The sequence below is a fragment of the Pseudomonas sp. Marseille-Q5299 genome (assembly GCF_943737035.1).
Classification (GTDB): Bacteria; Pseudomonadota; Gammaproteobacteria; order Pseudomonadales; family Pseudomonadaceae; genus Aquipseudomonas; species Aquipseudomonas putida_E.
Window position 1 is genome coordinate 361,092 of record NZ_CALSFR010000006.1, and the last position, 17,766, is coordinate 378,857.

Annotated in this window: 13 protein-coding genes; 1 reads left to right on the top strand and 12 read right to left on the bottom strand. The window is 62.8% G+C overall.

Annotated features, from left to right (window positions below):
* Positions 1-5: 5 nt before the first annotated feature.
* The 9 genes from NGJ21_RS18970 to arcD (NGJ21_RS19010) all read right to left on the bottom strand — a co-directional run bounded on the left by NGJ21_RS18970 (position 6) and on the right by arcD (NGJ21_RS19010) (position 12,033).
* On the bottom strand, positions 6-1,382 hold the full coding sequence (locus NGJ21_RS18970; RefSeq protein ID WP_204918812.1) for an L-serine ammonia-lyase: 1,377 nt from the start codon (positions 1,380-1,382) through the stop codon (positions 6-8).
* Between the two features lie 158 nt (positions 1,383-1,540).
* Positions 1,541-4,396, bottom strand: a complete 2,856-nt coding sequence (gene gcvP, locus NGJ21_RS18975) for an aminomethyl-transferring glycine dehydrogenase (RefSeq protein WP_115273955.1) — start codon at positions 4,394-4,396, stop codon at positions 1,541-1,543.
* Between the two features lie 11 nt (positions 4,397-4,407).
* Positions 4,408-4,791, bottom strand: coding sequence for a glycine cleavage system protein GcvH (gcvH, locus tag NGJ21_RS18980; RefSeq protein ID WP_039603903.1), 384 nt, complete (start codon positions 4,789-4,791; stop codon positions 4,408-4,410).
* A 294-nt stretch (positions 4,792-5,085) separates the two neighbouring features.
* On the bottom strand, positions 5,086-6,594 hold the full coding sequence (gcsR, locus tag NGJ21_RS18985; RefSeq protein ID WP_204918808.1) for a transcriptional regulator GcsR: 1,509 nt from the start codon (positions 6,592-6,594) through the stop codon (positions 5,086-5,088).
* A gap of 149 nt (positions 6,595-6,743) precedes the next feature.
* The gene (locus NGJ21_RS18990) at positions 6,744-7,112 is read right to left on the bottom strand and encodes a DUF5064 family protein (protein WP_012316039.1); all 369 of its coding nucleotides are present in this window, start codon (positions 7,110-7,112) and stop codon (positions 6,744-6,746) included.
* A 56-nt stretch (positions 7,113-7,168) separates the two neighbouring features.
* The gene (arcC, locus tag NGJ21_RS18995; RefSeq protein WP_115273960.1) at positions 7,169-8,098 is read right to left on the bottom strand and encodes a carbamate kinase; all 930 of its coding nucleotides are present in this window, start codon (positions 8,096-8,098) and stop codon (positions 7,169-7,171) included.
* Positions 8,099-8,240: 142 nt separating this feature from the next.
* On the bottom strand, positions 8,241-9,251 hold the full coding sequence (locus tag NGJ21_RS19000; protein ID WP_012316037.1) for an ornithine carbamoyltransferase: 1,011 nt from the start codon (positions 9,249-9,251) through the stop codon (positions 8,241-8,243).
* Between the two features lie 68 nt (positions 9,252-9,319).
* Positions 9,320-10,573 (bottom strand): arginine deiminase, encoded by a 1,254-nt coding sequence (gene arcA, locus NGJ21_RS19005; protein WP_251962494.1) that lies wholly within the window; start codon positions 10,571-10,573, stop codon positions 9,320-9,322.
* Between the two features lie 32 nt (positions 10,574-10,605).
* Positions 10,606-12,033, bottom strand: a complete 1,428-nt coding sequence (arcD, locus tag NGJ21_RS19010) for an arginine-ornithine antiporter (RefSeq protein WP_046784424.1) — start codon at positions 12,031-12,033, stop codon at positions 10,606-10,608.
* 437 nt (positions 12,034-12,470) lie between these two features.
* Here arcD (NGJ21_RS19010) and arcD (NGJ21_RS19015) point away from each other — a divergent pair, with 437 nt between their 5' ends.
* Positions 12,471-13,898 (top strand): arginine-ornithine antiporter, encoded by a 1,428-nt coding sequence (gene arcD, locus NGJ21_RS19015; protein WP_046784423.1) that lies wholly within the window; start codon positions 12,471-12,473, stop codon positions 13,896-13,898.
* Here the strand turns inward: arcD (NGJ21_RS19015) and NGJ21_RS19020 are convergent.
* The 3 genes from NGJ21_RS19020 to NGJ21_RS19030 all read right to left on the bottom strand — a co-directional run bounded on the left by NGJ21_RS19020 (position 13,884) and on the right by NGJ21_RS19030 (position 17,727).
* Positions 13,884-14,291, bottom strand: coding sequence for a YbaN family protein (locus NGJ21_RS19020; RefSeq protein ID WP_125924445.1), 408 nt, complete (start codon positions 14,289-14,291; stop codon positions 13,884-13,886). The two genes, arcD (NGJ21_RS19015) and NGJ21_RS19020, sit on opposite strands and share 15 nt — an antisense overlap.
* Before the next feature lie 54 nt (positions 14,292-14,345).
* Positions 14,346-14,939 (bottom strand): biliverdin-producing heme oxygenase, encoded by a 594-nt coding sequence (locus NGJ21_RS19025; RefSeq protein WP_046784421.1) that lies wholly within the window; start codon positions 14,937-14,939, stop codon positions 14,346-14,348.
* A 199-nt stretch (positions 14,940-15,138) separates the two neighbouring features.
* The gene (locus NGJ21_RS19030; protein ID WP_251962495.1) at positions 15,139-17,727 is read right to left on the bottom strand and encodes a TonB-dependent receptor; all 2,589 of its coding nucleotides are present in this window, start codon (positions 17,725-17,727) and stop codon (positions 15,139-15,141) included.
* Between the last annotated feature and the right edge of the window lie 39 nt (positions 17,728-17,766).

A 17,766-nucleotide genomic window follows, 5' to 3' on the forward strand; every position in this document is an offset into this window, starting at 1 on the left:
TCGGGTCAACATTCAATGATGTTGACGGCCAGACCGCCGCGGGCGGTCTCCTTGTATTTGCTTTTCATGTCGGCGCCGGTCTGGCGCATGGTGCGGATGACCTTGTCGAGCGACACGTAGTGCTGCCCGTCGCCACGCAGGGCCATGCGCACCGCATTGATGGCCTTGACCGAGCCCATGGCGTTGCGCTCGATGCAGGGCACCTGTACCAGCCCACCGATCGGGTCGCAGGTCAGCCCCAGGTTGTGCTCCATGCCGATTTCGGCGGCGTTTTCCACCTGTTGCACGCTGCCGCCCATCACTTCGCACAAGGCGCCGGCTGCCATCGAGCAGGCCACCCCGACTTCGCCCTGGCAGCCGACCTCGGCCCCGGAGATCGAGGCGTTTTCCTTGTACAGGATGCCAATGGCTGCGGCAGTCAGTAGAAAGCGCACGACGCCGTCTTCACTGGCGCCGGGGACGAAGCGCATGTAGTAGTGCAGTACTGCTGGCACGATGCCTGCCGCACCGTTGGTCGGTGCAGTGACCACGCGCCCGCCGTAGGCATTTTCCTCGTTGACCGCCAAGGCATACAGGTTGACCCAGTCAAGTACCGACAACGCGTCGCGCAGGTTGGCCTCCGGGTGCTGGCTGAGTTGGCGGTACAGTGCCGGTGCCCGGCGTTTGACCTTGAGCCCGCCCGGCAGGATGCCCTCGTGCCGGTAGCCGGCTGCGACGCAATCCTGCATCACCTGCCAGATCCGCAGCAGACCCGCACGGGTTTCGGCCTCGGGGCGCCAGGCCGCCTCGTTGGCCAGCATCACCTGGCTCACCGACAGCTGATGCGCGGTGCAATGCCCGAGTAGTTGCTTGGCAGTCTTGAACGGGTAGGCGAGTACGGTGCTGTCCTCGACGATGCGGTCTTGCCCGGCGGCCTCTTCGTCGACCACGAAACCGCCGCCCACCGAGTAGTACTCCCGGCTGCGGATTTGCAGGCCGGCGGCATCGAAGGCGCGGAAGATCATGCCGTTGGGGTGGTATGCCAAAGGCTTGCGGATCATCGCCAGGTGCTGCTTCTCGACGAAGGCGATGGTGTGTTCACCGAGCAGGTGCAGGTGGCCGCTTTCACGGATTGCCTGCAGGCGGGCGGGAATGGCTTCGGTGTCGACGGTATCGGGGTGCTCGCCTTCCAGGCCAAGCAGTACCGCCTTGTCGCTGCCATGGCCTTTGCCCGTGGCACCCAGTGAGCCGTACAGCTCGGCCTTGACGCTGGCGGTGCTGGCCAGCAGGCCGTCACGGCGCAAGCCTTCGGCGAAACGTGCGGCAGCGCGCATCGGGCCGACCGTGTGGGAGCTGGAGGGGCCGATGCCGATCTTGAATAGGTCGAAGACGCTCAGTGACATGGTGCTTGCTCCTGACATATCCGGTTAACCCTTTGGGGCTGCTGCGCAGCCCATCGCCGGCAAGCCGGCTCCTACAGGTACAGTGCAGGCCTCCAGAGCTGTGCGGTCCCGGTTGGAGCCGGCTTGCCGGCGATGGGCCGCGAAGCGGCCCCAGGCGGTCAGGCGTCCTGATAGCTCTCGATCGACGGGCAGGCGCACACCAGGTTGCGGTCGCCGAACACGTTGTCGACCCGGCCCACAGGTGGCCAGTACTTGCCTTCCACCAGGCTTGGCAGCGGGTACACCGCCTGTTCGCGGCTGTAGCCGTGGGCCCACTCGCCAGCCAGCTCGGCAGCGGTGTGTGGAGCGTTCTTCAGCGGGTTGTCGTCCTTGTCCAGGCTACCGTTCTCCACGGCGCGAATCTCTTCGCGGATCTGGATCATCGCATCGCAGAAGCGGTCTAGTTCTTCCTTGGCCTCGCTTTCGGTCGGCTCGATCATCAGCGTGCCGGCTACCGGGAAGGACATGGTCGGGGCGTGGAAGCCGAAGTCGATCAGGCGCTTGGCCACGTCGTCGACGCTGATGCCGCTGGTGTCCTTGAGCGGGCGCAGGTCGAGGATGCACTCGTGGGCGACCAGGCCATTGCCGCCGGTATACAGAACAGGATAGTGCTCTTCCAGGCGGCGGGCGATGTAGTTGGCATTGAGGATCGCCATCTGCGAGGCACGCTTGAGGCCGGCACCACCCATCATGCGGATGTACATCCAGGTGATCGGCAGAATGCTGGCGCTGCCGAACGGTGCGGCGCATACCGCCCCGTCACGGTTCTGCAACTGAGCGTGGCCGGGCATGAACGGCGCCAGGTGCGACTTGACGCCGATCGGGCCGACGCCTGGGCCGCCACCGCCGTGCGGAATGCAGAAGGTCTTGTGCAGGTTCAGGTGCGAGACGTCGCCGCCGAACTTGCCCGGTGCGCACAGGCCGACCATGGCATTCATGTTGGCGCCGTCGATGTACACCTGGCCGCCGTTGTCGTGAATGATCGCGCAGATCTCGCCGATCGCTTCTTCGAACACGCCGTGGGTCGACGGGTAGGTGATCATGATCGCGGCCAGGCGCTCGCGGTGCTCGATGGCCTTGGCGCGCAGGTCCTCGACATCGACGTTGCCACGCGCGTCACACGCGGTGACCACGACGCGCATACCGGCCATGTGTGCGGTTGCCGGGTTGGTGCCATGAGCCGAGGAGGGGATCAGGCAGATGTCGCGATGGCTTTCGCCGCGGCTGCGGTGGTAGGCGCGGATGGCCAGGAGGCCCGCGTATTCGCCCTGGGAGCCGGCGTTGGGTTGCAGCGACACGGCGTCGTAGCCGGTGGCGGCGCAGAGCATGGCTTCCAGCTCGGTGGTCATCTGCAGGTAACCCTGGCTTTGCTCGGCCGGGGCGAACGGGTGCAGGTTGCCGAACTCGGCCCAGGTCACCGGGATCATTTCACTGGCGGCGTTGAGCTTCATGGTGCACGAGCCCAGCGGGATCATGCTGCGGTCCAGCGCCAGGTCCTTGTCGGCCAGGCGGCGCAGATAGCGCATCAGCTCGGTTTCGCTGTGGTAGCGGTTGAACACCGGGTGTTCGAGGATGGCCGACTGGCGTAGCAGGGCGGCAGGCAGGCGCGAGCCGGTGCTGGCGGCCAGGGCGGCGAAGTCCGGTTGTGCCTGTTGGCCACCGAACAGCTGCCACAGCGCCTCGACGTCAGCCTGGGTACTGGTCTCGTCGAGCGACAGGCCCAGGTGGGCGGCGTCGATCTGGCGCAGGTTGATGCGCTGGGCGCGTGCCTTGTCGTGCAGGCCTTCGGTAGCGCTGCCGGTGGCCAGGGTCAGGGTGTCGAACGCGGTTTCTCCGACCACTTGCACGCCGAGGGTTTTCAGGCCGGCAGCGAGGATCGCGGTCAGCGCGTGGGTGCGTTCGGCGATGCGCTTGAGGCCCGCAGGGCCGTGGTACACGGCGAACATGCTGGCAATGTTGGCCAGCAGCACCTGGGCGGTACAGATGTTGCTGGTGGCCTTCTCGCGGCGGATATGCTGCTCGCGGGTTTGCATGGCCAGGCGCAGGGCAGTCTTGCCGAAACGGTCGATCGACACACCGACCAGGCGGCCCGGCATGTCACGCTTGAATGCGTCGCGGGTGGCGAAGTAGGCCGCGTGCGGGCCGCCAAAGCCCAGTGGCACGCCAAAGCGCTGGGCGCTGCCGATGGCAACGTCTGCTTCGAACTCGCCCGGAGGGGTCAGCAGCGTCAGGGCCAGCAGGTCGGCGGCCACGGCGACAAGGGCGTTGGCGCCGTGCAAGCGCTGCACCAGCTCGCGGTAGTCGAACACCTCGCCATTGCTGGCTGGGTATTGCAGCAGCGCACCGAAGAAGGCGCTGACGTCATCGAGTTCACGCTCGTCGCCCACCACGATCTCGATACCCAGTGGTTCGGCACGGGTACGCAGGACGTCGAGGGTCTGCGGGTGGCAATGCACCGAGGCGAAGAAGGCATGGCTGGCCTTGTTCTTCGACAGGCGCTTGCAGAAGGTCATGGCCTCGGCTGCCGCGGTGGCTTCGTCGAGCAGGGAGGCGTTGGCGATCGGCAGGCCAGTCAGGTCGCTGATCAAGGTCTGGAAATTGAGCAAGGCTTCCAGGCGGCCTTGGGAGATTTCTGGCTGGTAAGGGGTGTAGGCGGTGTACCAGGCCGGGTTTTCCAGCAAGTTGCGCAGGATTGGCGCCGGGGTGTGGGTGTTGTAATAACCCTGCCCGATATAGTTCTTGAACAGCTGGTTTTTACCGGCGATAGCTTTAAGCGCGGCGAGGGCATCGGCCTCGCTCTGGCCGTCTTCGGCGCCCAGTACGCTGGTGCCCTTGATGGTGTCGGGGATGACTGCGGCGGTCATGGCCTCCAGCGAGTCGAAGCCCAAGGTGGCCAGCATGGCCTGCTCGTCTGCGGCGCGTGGGCCGATGTGGCGGGCGATGAATTCGTTGGCGGTGCCGAGGTTGATGGTCATCTTCGGGTTCCTCAGGCGTCGTCGTTGGCTTTGATCAGGCGGTCGTAGGCATCCTGGTCGAGCAGGGCAGCCACTTCATTCATGTCGGCCGGAATGAAACGGAAGAACCAGCCTTCGCCCAGCGGGTCTTCGTTGACCAGCTCAGGGCTGTCGTTCAGGCCGTCATTGACGGCGACCACTTCACCGCTCAGAGGCATGTACACGCCGCTGGCGGCTTTGACCGACTCAACGGTTGAGGCTTCGGCACCTTTGTCGTATTGCTGCAACTCCGGCAGTTGCACGTAGACCACATCGCCAAGGGCGTTCTGGGCGTAGGCGGTGATGCCTACGGTGACGCTACCGTCAGCTTCGACGCGCAGCCATTCGTGATCTTCGGTGAAACGCAACTCGCTCATGGGGAATCCTCGGAAAGCAGGGCGTTGGGCGCGGTGGGTTCGCGCTCTTGGGTTGGATTTCCCTAAGCAAAAATGCGGCCATAAGATAAAAATGCATTTAAATCAGTAAGTTACGTTTTTTGCGTAATAATGGACTCTCTTTCTTGGAATGAAAACGCTACAGATGTATGCGCTGGCAAAAGGTTTGGAGGATCAAACCCTTGCAAGCGGGGGCGGGAATGGCACTGTATCTTATTCGATACACTGTATTTAAATCGTTACGGTTCCTTGCGAGGAATGGCAATGCCAGGCAATTCAGGACTTGCCTGCAATTCCGTACTTGCGCAACCGCTGTGCAATTGCGGTATGCGATGTTTGTAGCCTGCCTGCCAGCTGCCGGGTCGAGGGATAACTGGCGTACAGCCGTTGCAGCAGTTCACGCTCGAAATCCCCCACCGCCTGTTCCAGGCTCGCAACCTCGCCATCCTGCCCACGCGCCACTGAGGTGCCGGCGATGTCCAGGTCGCCGATATCCACCAGGTTGCTTTCACAGATGGCCGCCGCGCGGAATATCACGTTTTGCAGCTGGCGTACGTTGCCCGGCCAAGGGTTGGCCAATAGTGCCGAGTGCGTGGCCGGGGTCAGTCGGCAGGATGGGCGCTGGATCTGCGTGCAGGCCTGCTGCATGAAGTAGTGCGCGAGCATCAGAATGTCCTGGCCACGGTCGCGCAAGGGCGGTACTTGCAGGTTGAGTACGTTGAGGCGGTAGAACAGGTCTTCTCGGAACGTTCCCTCGGCAACCATGCGTTCAAGGTCGCGATGGGTGGCGCTGATGATGCGTACATCAACCTTCACCTCACGGTCGCCGCCCACCCTGCGGAAGCTGCCGTCACTGAGAAAACGCAGCAGCTTGGCTTGCAAGTACGGCGACATTTCGCCGATCTCGTCGAGAAATACCGTGCCCTGGTTGGCCAGCTCCATCAGCCCGGGTTTGCCACCGCGCTGGGCGCCGGTGAAAGCGCCTGGGGCGTAGCCGAACAGCTCGCTCTCGGCCAGGCTCTCGGGCAGCGCGGCGCAGTTGAGGGCCAGGAAAGGCGCCGCTTGGCGGCTGCTGATGGCATGGCAGGCGCGGGCCACAAGTTCCTTGCCGGTGCCGGTTTCGCCGTGTACCAGCAGTGGGGCATCCAGGGCCGCCACGCGCAGGGCGCGGGCCTTGAGGGTGCGGATGGCCGGGGACTCGCCGAGCAGCCCATCGAAGCCTTCGGCGTGGTCGTGGTGCAGGGCAGACAGGCGCTCGCCCATGCGGTTGGGCGGGTACAGGGTCAATAGGCCGCCGGCGTTGGTGATAGGCGTGGCATCGAGCAGCAGGCTCTGGCCGTTGAGTTGCATCTCGCGCATCGGCAGGTGGAAGTTGTTGTCCAGCAGGGCCTGCAGCAGGGCGGGGTCACCGAACAGTTCGCCAACAGACCGCCCCGCTGACTCACGCCCGCACAGGGCGATCAGCGCGGGGTTGGCCAGCAGCACCAGGCCTGCACTGTCGACGGCCAGCACCGGGTCGCTCATGGCGGCCAGCAGGGCATCGAGCTGCAGGTGGCGGCGCTGGCCAGGGAGGATATCGACCACGTCCACCGACTGTACCCCACGTACTTCGAACAGCGCGTCGTGCAGTTCTTCGAGAACGGCGGGGCTGAGGGTCGGAGCGTCGATGTAGACGTTCGGCGGGACCATCTCTACGGCGTCCAGGTTGAGGTTGCGGGCACCGAGCAGGGCGAGGACTTCCTGGGTGATGCCGACGCGGTCGATGAAGCTGACGTGGATGCGCATGGGGAGGCGGGGGGTTATGGCCGGGGAGGGCAGTAGTATGCCTTGGGAGCAGTGTTAAACCCAATCGCCGGCAAGCCGGCTGCCACAGGTACTCCGCAGAACCTGAGGCAGCGGGGTACCTGTGGCAGCCGGCTTGCCGGCGATTGGGTTCACTCTAAATGTTCAGGCTTGATCGAGTCGCCGGACTTCACATCCAGCTTGGCGCGGATGTCCTCGAACATCTGGTCGTAGATCTTGTGCGGTGAACCGAGCGTTTCGAATTTCTTGTGCGGTGGCAGGTGTGACTGGGCCTTGCGGCTTAGCACCATCAAAAAGCTCGGCAAGACCTGATCTTTGGGCAGGTAAAACTTTTCATCCACCGGCTTGCCTTCGATGCTGCCATGCAAGCGGAACTGGATACCTCGGCCTTCCCTGGGATCCTGAGTCGCTTCGTACTCGATGTTGAGGTCGTAGCTGTGGTCATTGGCGTTCAGCGCAGTGCGCTCGATATGCACGTGACCAGGTTGGTACTGGGCCATGGCGGAATCCTCCGGAGGGTCGAAAATGGCGGGCGCCCTGCGCCCGCCTACTGCATTCAACGGTAGCTGATGCCTGGCTTGGCCGTTGAAACACGGGTGCCGGCGGTGCCTTTGACGATGTCCTCGATATTCTCCAGCGAGCTGATCACTGCGACCTTGCCGGTGGCGCGGGCGAAATCGCTGGCGGCCTGTACCTTCGGCCCCATGGAGCCGGCGGCGAAGCCCAGGCGTTCGAGTTCGTCGGGGTGGGCCTGGGCAATGGCTTTTTGCGTGGGTTTGCCCCAGTCAATGTAAGCCGCGTCGACGTCAGTGGCGATTATCAGAAGGTCGGCTTCCAGTTGTTCGGCCAGCAGTGCCGAGCACAAGTCCTTGTCGATGACCGCTTCGATGCCTTTGAGCTTGCGGTTTTCATCGTACATGGTGGGGATGCCGCCACCGCCTGCGCAGATCACGATGCTGTTTTTTTCCAGCAGCCACTTGATCGGGCGGATCTCGAAGATGCGCTTGGGTTTGGGGCTGGCCACCACGCGGCGGTATTTGTCGCCGTCGGCTTTGACCACCCAGCCTTTCTCCTTGGCCAGGCGTTCGGCTTCTTCCTTGCTGTAGACCGGGCCGATGAACTTGGTCGGGTCCTTGAAGGCCGGATCGTTTGCATCGACTTCGACCTGGGTCAGCAGGGTGGCGAACGGCACTTCGAACGCCAGCAGGTTACCCAGTTCCTGTTCGATCATGTAACCGATCATGCCTTCGGTTTCGGCACCGAGCACGTCCAGCGGGTAGGCTTCGTCGGGTTTGTACGACAGCGCCTGCAATGACAGCAAGCCAACCTGGGGGCCGTTACCGTGGGCGATGACCAGCTCGTTGCCGGGGTGAATCTTGGCGATCTGCTCGGTGGCGGTGCGGATATTGGCACGCTGGTTGTCAGCGGTCATGGGCTCGCCGCGGCGCAGCAGGGCGTTGCCGCCCAATGCAACAACGATACGCATGGGAATGTCCTTTGCGAAGATGGGGGGAGCGCCTCGTTTCTGTGTGGGAGCCGGCTTGCCGGCGATCACCGGCGAAGCCGGTGCCATGCACCGTGTTGCCTTCATCGCCGGCAAGCCGGCTCCCACACTACCGAGGTGCTTATCAGAGATCAGCCAGGGTCGACACCAGGATCGCCTTGATCGTGTGCATGCGGTTTTCCGCCTGTTCGAAGGCGATGCAGGCGGGCGACTCGAACACGTCGTCGGTCACTTCGATGCCATTGGCCAGGTCCGGATACTGTTCGGCGATCTGCTTGCCGACCTTGGTCTCGGAGTTGTGGAACGCCGGCAGGCAGTGCATGAATTTGGTCCGCGGATTGCCGGTGGACTTCATCAGTTCCGTGTTCACCTGATAGGGTTTGAGCTGCTTGATGCGCTCGCCCCAGGCTTCGATCGGCTCACCCATCGACACCCAAACGTCGGTGTGCACGAAGTCCACACCTTTGACCGCAGCTTTCGGGTCCTCGGTAAGGGTGATGCGTGCACCGCTTTCCTCAGCGTACTGCTTGCAGCGCTCGACCAGGTCGTCATGCGGCCACAGCGCCTTGGGCGCAGCGATCCGCACGTCCATACCGAGCTTGGCGCCGATCAGCAGCAGCGAGTTGCCCATGTTGTTGCGGGCGTCGCCCAGGTAGGCATAGCTGATGTCGTGCAGCGGCTTGTCGCTGTGCTCACGCATGGTCAGTACGTCCGCGATCATCTGGGTCGGGTGGTACTCGTCGGTCAGGCCGTTGAACACTGGTACCCCGGCGAACTTGGCCAGCTCTTCGACGATTTCCTGTTTGAAGCCGCGATACTCGATGGCATCGTACATGCGCCCGAGTACGCGGGCGGTGTCTTTCATGCTTTCTTTGTGGCCGATCTGCGAAGAGTTGGGGTCGATGTAGGTGACATTGGCGCCTTGGTCATAGGCGGCCACTTCGAAGGCGCAACGGGTGCGGGTCGAGGTTTTCTCGAAGATCAGGGCGATATTGTTGCCCTTCAGGTGCTGCTGTTCGGTACCGGTGTATTTGGCACGCTTGAGGTCGCGGGACAGGTCCAGCAGGTACTTCAGCTCGCGGGTGCTGTGGTGTTCGAGGCTGAGCAGGTTGCGGTTATGGATGTTGAACGCCATGGTGATTCTCCTTGAGTTCGGTAATCGGCCCGGCCACCGCCTTGTGGGGGTAGCCGGGGAAATGGTCGTTAGTAATCGATGGGGTCGCGCACGATCGGGCAGGTCATGCAGTGGCCGCCGCCCCGGCCCCGGCCCAGCTCGCCGGCGCTGATGGTGATGACCTCGATGCCGGCCTTGCGCAGCAGGGTGTTGGTGTAGGTGTTGCGGTCGTAGCCGATGACCACGCCAGGCTCCACCGCCACCACGTTGTTGCCGTCATCCCACTGTTCGCGCTCGGCGGCGAAGCTGTTGCCGCCGGTCTCGACCACGCGCAGCTTGACGCCCAGTTGCTCGCCCACCACTTCGATGAACGACTTGTGCTCGCGGCGCACGTCCATGCCGTAGGGCTTGCTTTCGTCCGGGCGGATGATGAATGGCACGATTTCTTTCACCACTTCGGGGAAGATCGTGACCAGGTCGCGGTCGCAGAAGCTGAACACGGTATCCAGGTGCATGGCAGCGCGGGACTTCGGCAGGCCGGCGACGATGACCTTTTCCACTGCGCCCTTGGCGAACAGGTTTTGCGCCAGCTGCCCGATGGCCTGGCGTGAAGTGCGCTCGCCCATGCCGATGAGCACGATGCCTTTGCCGATCGGCATCACGTCACCGCCTTCAAGGGTGGCGTTGCCGTGGTCTTTGTCCGGGTCGCCGTACCAGACCTTGAAGTCGGCACCGGTGAATTGCGGGTGGAATTTGTAGATGGCAGTGGTCAGCAGCGTTTCCTGGCGTCGCGCCGGCCAGTACATCGGGTTCAGCGTGACGCCGCCATAGATCCAGCAGGTGGTGTCGCGGGTGAACTGGGTGTTCGGCAGCGGTGGCAGAATGAAACTGGAGTGGCCCAGGTAATCGTTGTACATCTTGACCACGTCGGCGCCTTCGCTCTGCGGCAGGTCCTGGCCGGCCACACCGCCGATCAGGAACTCGGCCAGGTGGCGCGGCTCGAGGCCTTCGAGCCAGCTGCGCACTTCGTTGGTCAGGCCCACACCTACGGTGTCAGGGGTGATCTTGCGGTCAAGGATCCACTTCAGCGCGTCTTTGTTCTGCACGATGTCGGTCAGCAGGTTGTGCATCTCAAGCACATCCACGCCGCGCTCGCGCATCTTGGTGACGAAGTCGAAATGGTCGCGTTTGGCCTGGTCGACCCAGATCACATCATCGAACAGCAGTTCGTCGCAGTTGCTCGGGGTCAGGCGCTTGTGCGCAAGCCCTGGGGCGCAAACCATTACCTTGCGCAGCTTGCCGGCTTCGGAGTGCACACCGTACTTCTGTTTTTCAGCGGACATGGTTCTTTCCTCCAATTGAGCGAAGACGTGGGTCACAGGGTCAGGAAGCCGTCATACAGGCCATAGGCCGCCACCAGGGCGCCGATGACCACAGCTGCGAAGATCAGTTTTTCCACGTTGGTGAAGATCGGTTGGCCAATTTCACGCTTGGCCTTGGCAAACAGGATGACCCCAGGGGCATACAGCAGGGCGGAGAGCAGCAGGTACTTCATGCCGCCTGCATACAGCAGCCAGATGGCGTAGATCAGTGCGATGGCGCCGATGAGCAGGTCTTTGCTGCGTTCGCTGGCAGCCTGCTCGTAGGTTTCACCGCGCATGGCCAGCAGGAAGCCATAGGCTGCCGACCACAGGTAGGGCACCAGGATCATCGAGGTGGCGAGGTAGATCAGTGACAGGTAGGTGCTCGCGGAGAACAGCGTGATCACCAGGAAGATCTGCACCATGGCGTTGGTAAGCCACAGGGCGTTGGCCGGCACCTGGTTGGCATTCTCGCGGCGCAGGAACTCCGGCATGGTGTGATCCTTCGCAGCGGCGAACATGATCTCGGCGCACAGCAGCACCCACGACAGCAATGCGCCGAGCAGCGAGATGATCAGGCCGACGCTGATCAGCACCGCGCCCCAGTGGCCGACCACATGCTCCAGCACGGCAGCCATCGACGGGTTTTGCAGTTTGGCCAGTTCCGGTTGAGTCATCACGCCCAGCGAGAGCACGTTGACCAGCACCAGGAACAGCAACACGGTGATGAAGCCAATGACTGTGGCCTTGCCCACGTCGGCGCGTTTTTCCGCCCGTGAGGAGAAGATGCTCGCACCCTCGATGCCGATGAACACCCAGACGGTGACCAGCATCATGTTGCGCACCTGGTTCATCACGCTGCCCAGTTCCGGCGTGCCGGTGGCCCAGATGTCGGCAGTGAAGATGTCGAGGCGGAAGGCGAACACGCAGATCAGCGCGAACAGCACCAGCGGTACCACCTTGGCAACGGTGGTGACCAGGTTGATGAACGCCGCTTCCTTGATGCCGCGCAGTACCAGGAAGTGCACCGCCCACAGCAACACCGAGGCGCCGATGACGGCAGCGGGGGTGTTGCCTTCACCGAAAATGGGGAAGAAGTAGCCCAGGGTACTGAACAGCAGCACGAAGTAACCGACGTTGCCCAGCCAGGCGCTGATCCAGTAGCCCCACGCCGAGGAGAAGCCCATGTAGTCGCCGAAGCCGGCCTTGGCGTAGGCGTATACCCCGCCGTCCAGATCAGGTTTGCGGTTGGCCAGGGTCTGGAACACGAAAGCCAGGGTCAGCATGCCGACTGCGGTGATCGCCCAGCCGATCAGTACGGCGCCAACCCCTGCGCTGGCGGCCATGTTTTGCGGCAGCGAGAAAATACCGCCGCCAATCATCGAACCGACGACGAGTGCAACGAGTGCGCCGAGTTTTAGTTTTCCGGAAGAATCAGACATTTAACAACTCCGTACCAGGAGAAAGTTGACCACAGAATAAATCCGTCGCCTGGGCCATGATCTGACTTGGATCAGTTCATGGCGTTGTGAAGTAGGAAATTTCCTTCACTTGACTCCTGGAGAGTGCCGACAGCCCTGTTGCAGGCCCCGTGCGCTGGCACCTCCATGTACAACCAGAGCAAACGCTCTGTTCAGCCTGCGAACTCTGAAGCTAGCCGCTTTTGCCGTTTTCGCAAACTTTTCTCAATAAATTCCATGGGTAATCGAGCTTGACAAAGTTGCACGTCGGACAAGCGTTTATCTGGAGCGATCGGTATAGACAAAAGAGTTATTAGTGCTATAGCTTTAATGGCTTTGTCTATTATAAGTAGCCGTATCTATATGCAGATAAAGCTGTTTCAGCGATGTGACAGCACGCACAAAAGACGAGGAATCGCATGAGCGAACCAGGACAGAAACTGCGCCTCGGCGCGTTGATCGCACTGGTGGTCGGTTCGATGATTGGTGGCGGCATCTTCTCGTTGCCGCAGAACATGGCGGCGCGCGCGGATGTTGGTGCTGTGCTGATTGGCTGGGGTATCACCGCAGTGGGCATGCTGGCGCTGGCCTTCGTGTTCCAGACTTTGGCCAACCGCAAGCCTGAGCTGGATTCAGGGGTGTATGCCTATGCCAAGGCAGGTTTTGGCGATTACATGGGCTTTTCCTCGGCCTGGGGCTACTGGATCAGCGCCTGGCTGGGCAACGTCGGCTACTTCGTGCTGCTGTTCAGTACACTGGGCTTTTATTTCCCGGTGTTCGGTGAGGGCAATACGCCCATTGCCATCGGCTGTGCCTCATTGCTGTTGTGGTCGGTGCACTTTCTGGTGCTGCGTGGCATCAAGGAAGCGGCGTTCATCAACCAGGTAACCACCGTGGCCAAGGTGGTGCCGCTGCTGATCTTCATCGTCATCGCCGCCTTCGCCTTCCGCGCCGACATCTTTACCCGGGATATCTGGGGCGTTAGCAACCCGCAGTTCGGTAATGTGCTGGACCAGGTGCGCAACATGATGCTGGTCACCGTATTCGTGTTCATCGGCATCGAAGGCGCCAGTGTCTATTCGGGGCGGGCGCTGCGCCGCACGGATGTGGGCAAGGCCACGGTGATCGGTTTTCTCGGCGTACTGGCGCTGCTGGTGCTGGTCAACGTGCTGTCGCTGGGGGTGATGACCCAGCCGGAACTGGCCGGGCTGCAGAACCCCTCACTGGCATCGGTGCTTGAGCACATCGTCGGGCCCTGGGGCGCGTTGCTGATCAGCATCGGCCTGGCAGTTTCGCTGCTCGGCGCCTTGCTCTCGTGGGCACTGCTGTGCGCCGAAATCCTCTTCGCCACGGCACGGGACAAGACCATGCCGCGCTTTTTGGCCAAGGAAAATGCCAACCATGTGCCGGCCAATGCCCTGTGGCTGACCAACTGCATGATCCAGGGGTTCTTGCTGATCACCTTGGTTTCGGCGGGTACCTACACCAGCCTGATCTACCTGGCGTCGTCGATGATCCTGGTGCCGTACCTGTGGTCGGCCGCCTACGCGGTGCTCTTGGCGCTGCGCGGGGAGAGTTATGCCGGGCAAGAGGGGCTGCGCCGCAAGGACCTGTTGGTGGCGTTGGTGGCGCTGGTGTATGCGCTTTGGCTGTTGTATGCCGGTGGGCTCAAGTACCTGCTGCTGTCGGCATTGCTGTATGCGCCTGGGGTAATCCTGTTCGCCCGGGCCAAGCGTGAACAAGGCCAGGTGCTGTTCACCACGTGGGAGAAGTTGATCTTCGCGGCGGTGCTGATTGGCGCTGCTCTGGCAGCGTATGCGCTGTATTCAGGGCTACTGAGCCTGTGACGCAGGCGGGCATGCCTGCTCTGGCCGTGACCAGATCCACAGGTTGCCCAGGGCCATGCCGGTGATGGCCAGAAATACCGGCCAGCGATGGTCAAAGAAGGCCAGCATCAGGCCTGCGCACACCAGCATGCTCAGAGTTGCGCTGACCTTTGCCCGGCGCTGGATCACCTTGCCATTGCGCCAGTTGAACAGGATAGGCCCGAACAGCCGGTGGTTCTCCAGCCATGCCGACAGGCGCGGCGAGCTGCGTGTCGCTGCCCAGGCGGCCAGAAGGATGAACTCGGTGGTCGGCAGGCCAGGAATGACGATGGCGACCAGGCCGATACCCAAGCTTACGTAAGCCAGGATGCCATACAGCAGGCGCGACAGTTTCGAGCGGGCAGGTCGGGTCATGGTCTCACTGCACAAAACGGTCCGGCCACCGGAAGGGTGGCCGGGTTAAGCGTATCAGGCCAGCGCGCTGTCGGCGGCGTAGGCATGCTTGAGCAGTTCGGTGAAGCGCTCGAAGGCGGCCACTGCGCCGCGCTCGGCAGCAGCGTCTTCTTCGGCAGACAGCGCCAGGCCATCGAGGGTTCGGGTGAACTGCTTCCAGCCCTCGGCGCGGCCACCGGCCGGTTCGCCCAGGTGGCGGGCGCCAAAGCTGTCGGACAGCTCCAGGGCCACGGCCCGCTTGATCAGAAACGCGGCGCCCAGTTTGGAGCCTTCGGAGACGAAGATCCAGCCCAACGCTTCTGCCAGGCTTGGGTCGTGCAAGGCGCCGGGTACTGCAGCCGGTACTTCGGTATCGAGGTCGGCGAGGTCCAGGCGGGCTTGATCGGCGCGGCAGCGCTGGGCCAGGTCAGGCACGATGGCGATCAGTTTCGGGTCGTTGTACAGGGCCTGCAGTTCGGACTGGAACAGGTACTGGGCGACGACGAAACGGGCGAAACTCTCGCGGCTGTCGAACGGTGCGTGGGATTTGACCAGGGCGTCGAGCTCGGTGTGCGGGGCGTGGGTGACCTGGTTGAGGCGTTGCGAGCGCAGGGCTGGGCGGTCGGTCATGGGGTGTCCTTGGGAATTTGGGGCGTCTAGTGACAAGACGAAACAGAGGGGTGGGGAGAGTAAAAAAACCGGTTTTTTGTGTTGTCAGTACCGGCCCTATCGCCAGCAAGCCGGCCCCCACAGGGTACCCACTGCCCTCAGGTTCAGTGGCGTAGCCGTGGGGGCTTGCCGGCGATAGGGCCAGTAGCGATTGGCTCAGTCAGATATCCCACACCACATTGATGGCGAAGTTGCGCCCTGGCATGGTCAGGCGGTCGAGGTTGGCAGGCTGGGTCACGCCCGCCTCACCCTGGCCGTCGTAGCCGCGCACCGAATCCCACTGCCAGTATTTCTTGTCGGTCAGGTTGTACAGCCCAGCGTTGACCGTTACGTCGTCGGTCACCTTGTAGAAACCGCTCAGGTCCAGCACGCCGTAGCCAGGGGTACGGAATTGCGAGCTTTGGCCGTCCGGGGCGAAGAACGTGGTGTCGTCGACGCGGGTCTTGCGCTTGACAACGGTCCAGCTCAGCAGGCCGCCGTAGTTCGGTTGCTCGTAACCCAGGCCGAACACGCCGGTCAGTGGGTTGACGCTGTTCAGCGGCTGGCCGTTGTCATCGTTGCGGCCGTTGGCGTAAGCGATCGAGCCTTGGGTGTAGAGGCCGTCTGGCGCACCGAAGTGGTCGAGGTTGAGGCGGCCTTTGACCTCTGCGCCCTTGATGGTGGCGTGCTTGATGTTGTTGGCCTGGAAGGTGGTTTCCAGGTTAGCCGACTGCACGGCGTCTTCGTCGATGAAGTCGCGGTACTTGTTGTAGAACACCGCAGCGCTGAAGTTACCGGCATCGAAGTTGCCGCGCAGGCCGGTCTCGTAGCTCTTGCTCTTCTCCGGCTCAAGCCCGGGGTTGCCCTGCACGCTGTAGCCCAGTGTCGGGTTCTCGAAGCGGCCGTACATCGACTTGGCTGTCGGCGTGCGGAAGCCTTCGGCGTACTGGCCGTACCAGGTGTAGTTGTCGTTGAAAGCGTAGGTCAGGCCAAACTTGGGCGACACGCGGTGCCACTTCTTGTCCGAGTCGTCGAGGGCGCCTGGCGCTGCGCCCGAGCCCTGAATGCCACGCAGGAACGCGTCGGTGAACTTGGGCTCCATGCGCGTGTAGTCGTAGCGGGCACCGGGCATGAAGGTCCAGTTGTTCCAGCGGATCTCATCCTGTAAGAACAGGCTGTAGGTGTTGATGGTCGGGTCCGGGAAATCGCTGACCAGGGCCTGGCCGTCGCGCGAGCTGTCCTGGCCGATGGCGGTGCAGCTACCGCCAATGGCCACACAGGTGCCGGAGCCGCTGCGTGAGCCGGTCACTTCTTCATGCTTTATGGTGGTGCCGTAGGTCAGCAGGTGATCGGTCTGGCCGATGCTGAAGGCTTTGTCCAGCTGGGCATCGAACACCCATTGGCGGTCCTTGTAGGTGGTCTGGCGGTCGCGCAGCACCTGCCGCCCCGACGCGACATACAGCTCATCGGTGCGCTGGTCGGTCTTGGCGATCTGGTAGTTCAGGCTCCATTTCACATGGTCGGCGACCAGGCTGTCGAGGCCGAACTCGTGGTTGATGCCGAAGCGCTCGCGGGTGACGGTGTCGTTGCCCTGGCGCATGCGGTAGGAGTTCATGGCACCTAAGCCTGGAATGAACGGGCCGCCCACGGCACTGAGGATGTTCTGGTCGCGGTCATCCTTGTAACGCTCGTAGGTGAAGCCCAGGCGCGCGTCGTCGGCGTAGTTCCAGCCAAGCTTGGCCAGCACGTTGGTGGTGCGCACGTCTTCCGGGTTGGCTTCGGTGCGCGACAGGCCGCTGCCGCCATGCTCGCCGTAGGATTCGGTTTCGTGGCCGTTGCGCTGGCTGACGTGCAAAAGGCCGTCGAAGTCGCCCTGGCGGCCGGCCACGGTGGCGGAGGTCAGCCAGCTGTCGTCGGCCGAGCTGTAGCCGGTCTTCAGGCGCGCGCCGACATCCTTGCCGGGCTTGATGATGTCGTCCGGGTCCAGGGTGAAGTAGCTCACCGCACCGCCGATGGCATTGCTGCCGTACAGCACCGAGGCCGGGCCGCGGAGGATTTCCACGCGCTTGACGATCTCGGGGTCGACGTAGTTGCGCTGGGTCTGGGCGTAGGGGCCGTAGAAGAAGCTGTCAGGGATCGACACACCGTCGATCTGGGTCAGCACGCGCTCACCGTCGATGCCACGGATGTTGTAACCGTTCAGGCCGCTGCGCTGGCCGGTGCCACCGACCGACACGCCTGGCTCATAGCGCACCAGTTCCTGGATGTTATTGACGTTCTGCCGGTCCAGTTGCTCGCGTGTCTGCACACTCACGGTGCTCGGCACCTGGCTGACGTCCTGGGCGCTGCGCGTGGCGCTGACGGTCATCTGCTGCAGGGCGATGGCATTGCCCGCCGATTGGCGTTCGAGCACCACATTGCCGTTGCCGATCTTGCGATAGCCCAGGCCGGTACCTTGCAGCAGTTGTTTCAGTGCCGCTTCCGGAGGCAGCGAGCCGCGTACACCTGGCGAAGCCACACCGTCGGCCAGTTCGGCGCTGAAGCCCACCTGCCAGCCGGTCACCTGGCTGAAGGCGTTGATGGCCTCGACCAAGGGCTGCTGGGCGATGCTGAAGCGGTAGTCGCCCATGCGTGGGCTTGTCGCGTGCGCAGGTTCTGCGGCCAGCGCCGGCAGGCCGCAGGCGCCACTGGCGAGCAAGGCCAGGGTCAGCAGGGACAATTGGCCGGTACGGCGGGGAAGGGGGGACGGGCGAGTTGGACCTGTGGACATCGAAAGCGCTCCCTGACGCGCGAACTGTTATAGGTGATG

Bases quoted from the DNA above. Each gene is read 5' to 3' on its own strand.
- NGJ21_RS18970 (WP_204918812.1), bottom strand. From the start codon at position 1,382: ATGTCACTGAGCGTCTTCGACCTATTCAAGATCGGCATCGGCCCCTCC.
- NGJ21_RS19025 (WP_046784421.1), bottom strand. From the start codon at position 14,939: ATGACCGACCGCCCAGCCCTGCGCTCGCAACGCCTCAACCAGGTCACC.
- NGJ21_RS19030 (WP_251962495.1), bottom strand. From the start codon at position 17,727: ATGTCCACAGGTCCAACTCGCCCGTCCCCCCTTCCCCGCCGTACCGGC.
- NGJ21_RS18990 (WP_012316039.1), bottom strand. From the start codon at position 7,112: ATGGCCCAGTACCAACCTGGTCACGTGCATATCGAGCGCACTGCGCTG.
- arcC (WP_115273960.1), bottom strand. From the start codon at position 8,098: ATGCGTATCGTTGTTGCATTGGGCGGCAACGCCCTGCTGCGCCGCGGC.
- gcvP (WP_115273955.1), bottom strand. From the start codon at position 4,396: ATGACCATCAACCTCGGCACCGCCAACGAATTCATCGCCCGCCACATC.
- gcvH (WP_039603903.1), bottom strand. From the start codon at position 4,791: ATGAGCGAGTTGCGTTTCACCGAAGATCACGAATGGCTGCGCGTCGAA.
- arcA (WP_251962494.1), bottom strand. From the start codon at position 10,573: ATGTCCGCTGAAAAACAGAAGTACGGTGTGCACTCCGAAGCCGGCAAG.
- NGJ21_RS19020 (WP_125924445.1), bottom strand. From the start codon at position 14,291: ATGACCCGACCTGCCCGCTCGAAACTGTCGCGCCTGCTGTATGGCATC.
- arcD (WP_046784423.1), top strand. From the start codon at position 12,471: ATGAGCGAACCAGGACAGAAACTGCGCCTCGGCGCGTTGATCGCACTG.
- arcD (WP_046784424.1), bottom strand. From the start codon at position 12,033: ATGTCTGATTCTTCCGGAAAACTAAAACTCGGCGCACTCGTTGCACTC.
- NGJ21_RS19000 (WP_012316037.1), bottom strand. From the start codon at position 9,251: ATGGCGTTCAACATCCATAACCGCAACCTGCTCAGCCTCGAACACCAC.
- gcsR (WP_204918808.1), bottom strand. From the start codon at position 6,594: ATGCGCATCCACGTCAGCTTCATCGACCGCGTCGGCATCACCCAGGAA.